Raw genomic sequence first — 7667 nt, forward strand, 5'->3', positions numbered from 1 at the left:
TTACGAATACTTCAACGGCAAAGACAACAGCCGCGAATGGCAGGAATTTAAAGCGCGTGTTGAAACCAGCCGTTTTCCTCGCAGTAAAAAACAACGGATTCTGCTGCAAAAATTCGACGAAGACGGCTTTAAAGAACGCAATCTGAACGATACGCGCTACGTCAACCGTTTCCTGTGCCAATTTATTGCTGACCGTATGCGGCTGACAGGTAAAGGGAAAAGACGTGTCTTTGCATCCAACGGACAAATTACCAATCTGTTGCGCGGCTTTTGGGGATTACGCAAAGTGCGTGCGGAAAACGACCGCCATCACGCCTTGGACGCCGTCGTCGTTGCCTGCTCAACCGTTGCCATGCAGCAGAAAATTACCCATTTTGTACACCATAAAGAGATGAACGCGTTTGACGGGAAAACCATAGATAAAGAAACAGGAGAAGTGCTGCATCAAAAAACACACTTCCCGCAACCTTGGGAATTTTTCGCACAAGAAGTCATGCTTCGCGTCTTCGGCAAACCGGACGGCAAACCCGAATTTGAAGAAGCCGATACCCCAGAAAAACTGCGCGCGTTGCTTGCCGAAAAATTATCATCTCGCCCCGAAGCCGTACATGAATACGTTACGCCACTGTTTGTTTCACGCGCGCCCAATCGGAAGATGAGCGGTGCACATAAAGATACTTTGAGATCTGCTAAACGATTTGTTAAACATAATGAAAAAATTAGTGTTAAACGAGTATGGTTAACCGAAATCAAGTTGGCCGACCTTGAAAATATGGTTAATTATAAAAATGGTAGGGAGATTGAATTATATGAGGCTCTTAAGGCACGTTTAGGGGCATATGGAGGTAATGCTAAACAAGCATTTGACCCTAAGGACAATCCGTTTTATAAAAAGGGGGGACAACTGGTTAAAGCTGTGAGGGTCGAAAAAACCCAAGAGAGCGGAGTCTTATTAAACAAAAAAAATGCTTATACCATTGCAGATAATGGAGACATGGTACGTGTTGATGTGTTCTGTAAAGTGGATAAGAAAGGAAAAAATCAGTATTTTATTGTTCCCATCTATGCTTGGCAGGTTGCTGAAAACATTCTTCCCGATATTGATTGTAAAGGATACCGGATTGATGATAGCTATACATTCTGTTTTAGCTTGCATAAGTATGATCTGATTGCTTTTCAGAAAGATGAAAAATCTAAAGTAGAATTCGCCTACTATATCAACTGTGATAGCTCTAATGGACGATTCTATTTAGCTTGGCATGATAAAGGCTCTAAAGAACAGCAATTCCGTATTAGTACCCAAAATCTTGTATTGATGCAAAAATACCAAATCGATGAACTGGGCAAAGAAATCAGACCATGCCGTCTGAAAAAACGCCCGCCTGTCTGCTAAATTAATCTATCCCTGTTTCAGACGGCCTGAAGCAGGGATTTTTTATATCAAAATAAGGGGAAAAACATGACTTGGCGCAGCCTGCTCATTCAAAATGGCGGCAAACTATCCTTGCAATGCCGGCAACTGCTGATTCAACAAAACGGCGAGTCCCATACCGTACCATTAGAAGACATCGCCGTTATCATCATCGAAAACCGCGAAACCCTGATTACTGCCCCGCTCCTATCAGCCTTAGCCGAACATGGCTCAACCCTGCTGACATGTGACGAACAGTTCCTACCCTGCGGACAATGGCTGCCTTATGCCCAATATCACCGCCAACTTAAAATCCTCAAGCTGCAGCTGAATATAAGCGAACCCTTAAAAAAGCAACTCTGGCAACATATCATCCGCCAAAAAATCCTAAATCAAGCATTTGTCGCAGACGAAACAGGCAATGATCTTGCCGCCAAACGGCTGCGCACTTTGGCAGTCGAAGTCCGTTCGGGCGATACAGGAAACCGTGAAGCCCAAGCTGCCGCCCTCTACTTCCAAGCCCTCTTTGGAGAAAAGTTTACTCGCAATGACAACAATGCCGTCAATGCCGCATTGAACTACACCTACGCCGTACTCCGTGCAGCAGTTGCACGCGCCCTGACTTTATATGGATGGTTGCCTGCATTAGGCTTGTTTCATAGAAGCGAACTAAATCCATTCAACCTCGCCGATGACTTTATCGAACCCTTACGCCCATTGGCCGACCTGGTCGTTATACATTTGCATGAACAAGGCCGTCTGAAAACTGATCTGACCTCCAATCTCAAACAAAACCTTATCAAGACCCTTCACTGTCAAATCTGTATCAAACGACAACATTTCAGCACCTTGGCTGCCATAGACAAAATGATTTCCTCATTTCAAGCCAGCGTAACCGATAAAAACGCCAAACAGCTGAAACTGCCTGAAATCTTGCCATTGAAAGAATACCAATATGAGTGAGGCCAAATTTATGAGGATTATCGTCTTCTTCGACCTACCGGTCACCACAACGGCAAAGCGCAAAGCCGCCAATCAATTCCGCCAGTTTCTATTAAAAGATGGATACCAAATGCTCCAACTTTCTGTATACAGCCGTATTGTCAAAGGTCGAGACTCGTTACAAAAACACCACAATAGGCTATGTGCAAACCTACCGCAAGAAGGTTCAATCCGCTGTTTGGAAGTAACAGAAAAGCAATATGCCACCATGAAACTGCTGTTGGGAGAGCTGAAAACCCAAGAAAAAAGGGTAAATTCCGACCAACTATTATTATTTTAAGCTCATTTTATTAGACAAAATAAAACGGGAAACCCTTATAGAATAAGGATTTCCCATCGAAGTATTGTAGCACTGCGAAATGAGAAAGGGAGCTACAACCAATGGTCTGTATGTTGTGTTGCCAGTTGAAATTGTAGCACTGCGAAATGAGAAAGGGAGCTACAACGCGACTGAGCCGATGAAGTTCGGCACTTCTATTGTAGCACTGCGAAATGAGAAAGGGAGCTACAACACTCACATTACGACAATAACGAAAGTGGCCATTGTAGCACTGCGAAATGAGAAAGGGAGCTACAACCGCTTCTGCTTTGACTATGGCCGAAGGTATATTGTAGCACTGCGAAATGAGAAAGATGCTACTTTAACATGCAATAGTAATTTACTGTCATTTTTGTATATTATTGTTTTTCCTGTTTATTTAGTTTTGCAATTTTTACAGAATGCAATTGGCCGCGCGAATATTTTACGATTATCCGCGTAGCTTTTGCGTTTTTGTTAAGGCTCTTTACGCTTGTTTGTACCGACTCGGATCGAAGTCGGTTTGGTTTTTGTGCAGATGATAGGCAATGACGAGTAGCTTTCTCATCAGGGCGCAGATAATAACCATCTTGGGCTTTTTGGCTTTTTGCAGTCTTTTGGTGAAGTCGGGAAAGTAATTTTGACGCATGGCTACCATGGCGGCCATGAAGAGGGCGCCGCGTAGTTTTCTGTTGCCATACCTTGTCAGCTTTTCTTTGCCGTTGACGCTTGTCCCTGATTTTTTCTGTTGCGGGCTCATGCCAGCGAATGCTGTAAAGTGGTTGGCGTTTTTGAAATGTGCGGTAAGGAGATGAACGGTTAGGTATATAGCCGTTGTTTGGCCGACTGATGGGATGGTTTGTAGGCGTTTGGCGGTTTCTTGAATGGCTTTGTCTGCTTTGGCCGTTTGTTTGATTTGGCCGTCCACGTCTTGCAGATGCTGGTTGAGTTCGTCTATCTGCTTTTGGTGGATTTGTTGTACAAAGCTGTCTTTTGCTGCTTTCAGCCTGTTTTTTTGTGCTGTCAGCTGTTCTTTCAGTTGGTTTTGCAGGCTCAACAGGCGTTTGAGGCTTTGGATGTTTTCAGACGGCCTTTTGTGCTTGGGTAGGTCTTTTGCTAGGGCGTTTTGACCAAATTCTGCTATTAGTTTTGCGTCTTGTTTGTCGGTTTTTGTTCGATTAAAACGGTAATCGGCATACCGTTTGATTTTTAGGGGATTGATAACGGAAACATGGTAATCATCGGCGAGGTTGTCGGCGACGGCTTCGTAGTAGTTGCCGGTGGCTTCCATGATGATGTAAATGTTTTGGCCGTCTTCGATACTTTGGCCGTTTATCCAATTTTTCAGGCTTTCTATGCCGTCTTGGTTGTTTTGGAACTTCTTATAGGCCGTTTGGCCGTCTATTAATGCGACTGCGTCAAATGTTTCTGCGGATATGTCGAGTCCTACGGTATTTCTCATATTTTTTCCCTTACTATGCAGGCTCTTGGCCTTTGATGCTACTCAAATTAAATATGAAAAAATCCGCCGTCCTTATCTTTCTCCCAATCTTGATGATTCGGGAACTTTCAGGCTCGGCGGATGTTGTCAGGGTTAGCTAGACCGCTGACGTTTTGAGTATATCAGATGTTTCAATCTCTTTGCTTTTCTATTCTTTCTTTTCTAAAATTGCGCTCTGCCGCGCGGCCATTGCTACTTGCTTCCTTTAAAAATCGCGGGATTTAGGTTTCTGCTCTTTAGATAGGTTTTTACGCCGCGCTTTTTAAAGGAATCAAGCAGCTTTTATTTAAAGGCCGTCTGAACTGGTTTCAGACAGCCTTTGTCATTGCGCGGATTCGACTACCGCGCCGCTTTGCGGTGTGAACTTTGCGCCTGCTTCTACATATCCGTCATACATAAGGTTTTGAGGGCTTTGGCCGCCTAGTGATGCGACTTGCACGCCTGCGCTAGTATCCGACGCGGATGGCGCTGTCTGCGCTTGGTTTGAGCTGTGGTCGGACTCTTTGTAGGGATTAAACGGCAGGCCATTATGGGCGTAGTCTTTGCACATTGCCTTAGTGATTTCTTTCAGCGGTGTACCTTGCGATGAATAGCAGGTACATCCGCTTTTGCCACCATCAACACAGCCGACGGGGTACTCAAATGTTTTAACTTGTCGGACGCCGTTATAGATGGGTTTACTTTCGGGCTTTTCGGCAAGAACAGGGACAAAATCTTCAGGTTTGAGGTTTTGCCCCTGAATTCCACTTTGCGGCATCATTTCTTTTTGGTTTTCAGGGTCAAGCGGATTTTTGAAACCTGTATCTTCTTTTGCTGCTTCGGCCTTTGCCGTTATTCCTGCTTTTTCTTTATAACCCTGATACATCTTATAGCCCATGAATCCGACCAAACCTAAGATACACGGCAGGATAAACAACATGGCGATTATGATGTAATACCACCTTGATTTGACGTGCGAATGGGCGGTATGCACTTCTGCAGATTTGTAGTATTCAAGAACCTCTTCCCTAATTTTATGCGAACTGGACAAGGCGTTTCTTGATTGCTGTGTCGGGTTTAAAGCTACTTCGTTCCATTCAAGCCTTGTCAGTCCGCCCATTTTGTTTGCAGCTATATGGATATGCTTGTTCACGACTTCGCGCAGATTCACGTCAAGCAGCTTGGGCGATTGTGTGATTAGTATCATGTCGATACCGTAATGGCCGTGAATGTTCAAAAAGGCGACGTTTTCAGGCATTTTTGAACCGCTGGAACGTGTCGGAAACAAATATTGCACTTCGTCATAAATGACAACTGAGCCGATATTCTCTTTCCATTTCAGCCATTCATACATGTCTTCCCAGCTATGACCTTCCGGCGGTTGATGATGGTCTATCAAAAGGCCGTTGATGTTGGAGAAGATTTTACGGCCTTTATAATAGTCATCAAACATAAGCAGTTCGACGGCAAAGGCGGTTTTGCCGATTCTTGGTTTTCCTGTTATCAGGGTAATGGCGGCCATCTTTATCCTTTCTTGCCAAAGCTTAATTTAGACAGAGTTTTAAACGTAACGACAAAAGCGAGCATTCCGAACATGATGTTCAGAACAACGCCGCCACCTGCAATGTAAAAAATTTGGATCGCTCCGGCGGGAACTGCGCCCATACTGCTTATAAACTGATTTTTAAGATTGCTCATAAGGGCATCAAAACCAACATAAGTAATAATAGACACCCCTAAAGCAGTCAGAATGTATTTGACAACATGATTTATCAAATATGGAGCAAGAGCAGCTAAAAATTTCATAAATCCCCCTATGCGTTATTTCTGACAACTCTAGACACGAAGAACGAAGCCACCAGCCAAGCCATAGCGATAATAAAGGGTCTAATCATGGCAGCTAAATTACACGCAGGCTCAAGACTGATTCTGTATTCAGCACCCAATGCCTGAAACGTTACCGGAGCAGGGCATTCGCCATACTCTCTAAAAGTATTGTCAGGTGTGAAGTTCAAATCTATTTGTTCTTCGGGAATCTCTAAATCAGGTTCTTCTTTTTCGGGCAATTCGTCGCAGGCCAAAATATTCGGAAACACTTTACAAAGCAAACCTCCGTCTTCTTTGGGCTTGTCATCCTCTTTAGGTCCTTCATCTTTTTTTGGATCGTCTTTGCTGTCAGGGTCGGGCTTATCGTCGGGTTTTGGATTGTCTTTGCCGCTAGGGCTGTCGTCAGGATCTGGTTTTGGCTTATCGGACGGGCTACCGTCAGGCGTTGGGTCTGGTTGAGAGCCAGGCTTGCCATTTTCTCCCGGTGTAGGTGTTGAGTTGGTTTTAGGAGCTGCAGGGCTGCCCGGTGTGAGGTCGGGACGCGGGGTTGTGATTACCGTTGCGTTTGTTTTGCCGTTTGAATCTTGACCGAAAGTAATGGTAATTTGCACCGGCTTGCCATTTTCGGGAGTGACAGGGCCAATGGTTACAACTGTACCGGCAGGGACTTTGATATTTTCTTTATATTCAGGTTTGCCCGTACCTTCTACAAAAGGGGTAGGATTTCCGTCAATTATAGAAGTGGCAATATTTAAAAATTCATCCTCTTCTAAAATTTTTGTTAAAGCTCTATTTTGAAAATAATAACCATATCGAGATTGTTTACTAGTTTCACAGGCTACTCCATCGAGCCAAAAACAATTTATAAAATAAATACCTGGTTCATTAGGTTTTATGACATTATCAAAATACTTTTTAAATTCTGATTCAACTTGCATTACTAATAATTGTTGAGCTTGTTTTTCACTAACGCCACCTTTACTTAATGCACGCATAACAGATGTATCAACGCCTACACAGGAATCTTTATCAATCGTACATAAAGCATCTTTATAAACTTTTAAATACTCGTTGCTTACATCATTGTATTCATATCCAGCAGATTCAAGAGACGGATTAACGGCCTGATAGGCATCATAAGCATATGAAGCAGCACCAACATAAGGAGCAGCTTTTAAAGCAAGTTTTGCACCTGCTTTTACCAGGCGAAATGCGCCTGAAAGGACGGCTTTTCGAGATACTTGGGCTTCTATCGTTACGGGTACAGTTGAGGCGGAACGGAGACCGGTAGAGGCTTCGCGAACATGAAGTGATTTGTCGAATCTAGACTGATACTCTTGATCAATTCCACCACCAATAATTTTCCAAGGTCTGAAACCATTTTCATTAAATTTTTCAGTCAAAGGATAGGCTAATTTACCGTTTCTAACTTGCAAATCACCAGCAAAAGATTCAAAGCTCAAACCTAATAGAAAAATTATTGTCAAAACCCGTAACATTTATTTCACCATTTCCAATAGTGAAAACTGAATTATCTTTAAATAAAACTTCAAAACATGCCTTATTGAAATTTATTCTATTAAAAAAATTCTGACATTTATCTAAAGAGAATTTTTTCAAATATCCAGTTTCTTCTAAATATGAATAAA

8 protein-coding genes are annotated in these 7667 nt (G+C 43.2%); 3 read left to right on the plus strand and 5 right to left on the minus strand.

From position 1 onward, the window contains the following. From cas9 to cas2, 3 genes are all read left to right on the plus strand, one after another. Positions 1 to 1393, plus strand: a 1393-nt coding sequence (gene cas9 / locus ACTHUE_RS08370; protein ID WP_440423267.1) for a type II CRISPR RNA-guided endonuclease Cas9, incomplete at its 5' end; no start/stop codon positions are given. A 66-nt stretch (positions 1394 to 1459) separates the two neighbouring features. After that, positions 1460 to 2374: a type II CRISPR-associated endonuclease Cas1 gene (gene cas1 / locus ACTHUE_RS08375; RefSeq protein ID WP_070461272.1), complete on the plus strand. Its 915-nt coding sequence runs from the start codon at positions 1460 to 1462 to the stop codon at positions 2372 to 2374. Continuing rightward, complete coding sequence (gene cas2 / locus ACTHUE_RS08380) at positions 2367 to 2693, plus strand: CRISPR-associated endonuclease Cas2 (RefSeq protein WP_070461273.1); 327 nt, start codon at positions 2367 to 2369, stop codon at positions 2691 to 2693. Before cas1 ends, cas2 begins: the two co-directional genes overlap by 8 nt. A 505-nt stretch (positions 2694 to 3198) precedes the next feature. On the opposite strand, the gene ACTHUE_RS08385 is transcribed toward cas2, so the two are convergent. From ACTHUE_RS08385 to ACTHUE_RS08405, 5 genes are all read right to left on the minus strand, one after another. Then, positions 3199 to 4173 carry an IS110 family transposase gene (locus ACTHUE_RS08385; RefSeq protein WP_070461274.1) on the minus strand — a complete coding sequence of 325 codons (975 nt, stop codon included), beginning with the start codon at positions 4171 to 4173 and terminating at the stop codon, positions 3199 to 3201. Positions 4174 to 4534: 361 nt separating this feature from the next. Continuing rightward, positions 4535 to 5713 (minus strand): zonular occludens toxin domain-containing protein, encoded by a 1179-nt coding sequence (locus ACTHUE_RS08390; RefSeq protein WP_070461275.1) that lies wholly within the window; start codon positions 5711 to 5713, stop codon positions 4535 to 4537. 2 nt (positions 5714 to 5715) lie between these two features. Then, positions 5716 to 5997 (minus strand): DUF2523 family protein, encoded by a 282-nt coding sequence (locus ACTHUE_RS08395; protein WP_070461276.1) that lies wholly within the window; start codon positions 5995 to 5997, stop codon positions 5716 to 5718. An 8-nt stretch (positions 5998 to 6005) separates the two neighbouring features. After that, entirely contained in the window at positions 6006 to 7517 is a 1512-nt protein-coding gene (locus ACTHUE_RS08400) for an IgG-binding virulence factor TspB family protein (protein WP_083290054.1), read from the minus strand. Beyond that, a partial coding sequence (locus ACTHUE_RS08405) for a hypothetical protein (RefSeq protein WP_440423269.1) occupies positions 7471 to 7667 on the minus strand: 197 nt, incomplete at its 5' end. The genes ACTHUE_RS08405 and ACTHUE_RS08400, both read right to left, overlap by 47 nt.

The organism is Neisseria sp. P0021.S005 (assembly GCF_051956955.1).

Excerpts from the sequence above, each read along its gene's own strand:
- ACTHUE_RS08400 (WP_083290054.1), bottom strand. The coding sequence starts at position 7,517 with ATGTTACGGGTTTTGACAATAATTTTTCTATTAGGTTTGAGCTTTGAA.
- ACTHUE_RS08395 (WP_070461276.1), bottom strand. The coding sequence starts at position 5,997 with ATGAAATTTTTAGCTGCTCTTGCTCCATATTTGATAAATCATGTTGTC.
- cas1 (WP_070461272.1), top strand. The coding sequence starts at position 1,460 with ATGACTTGGCGCAGCCTGCTCATTCAAAATGGCGGCAAACTATCCTTG.
- ACTHUE_RS08390 (WP_070461275.1), bottom strand. The coding sequence starts at position 5,713 with ATGGCCGCCATTACCCTGATAACAGGAAAACCAAGAATCGGCAAAACC.
- cas2 (WP_070461273.1), top strand. The coding sequence starts at position 2,367 with ATGAGTGAGGCCAAATTTATGAGGATTATCGTCTTCTTCGACCTACCG.
- ACTHUE_RS08385 (WP_070461274.1), bottom strand. The coding sequence starts at position 4,173 with ATGAGAAATACCGTAGGACTCGACATATCCGCAGAAACATTTGACGCA.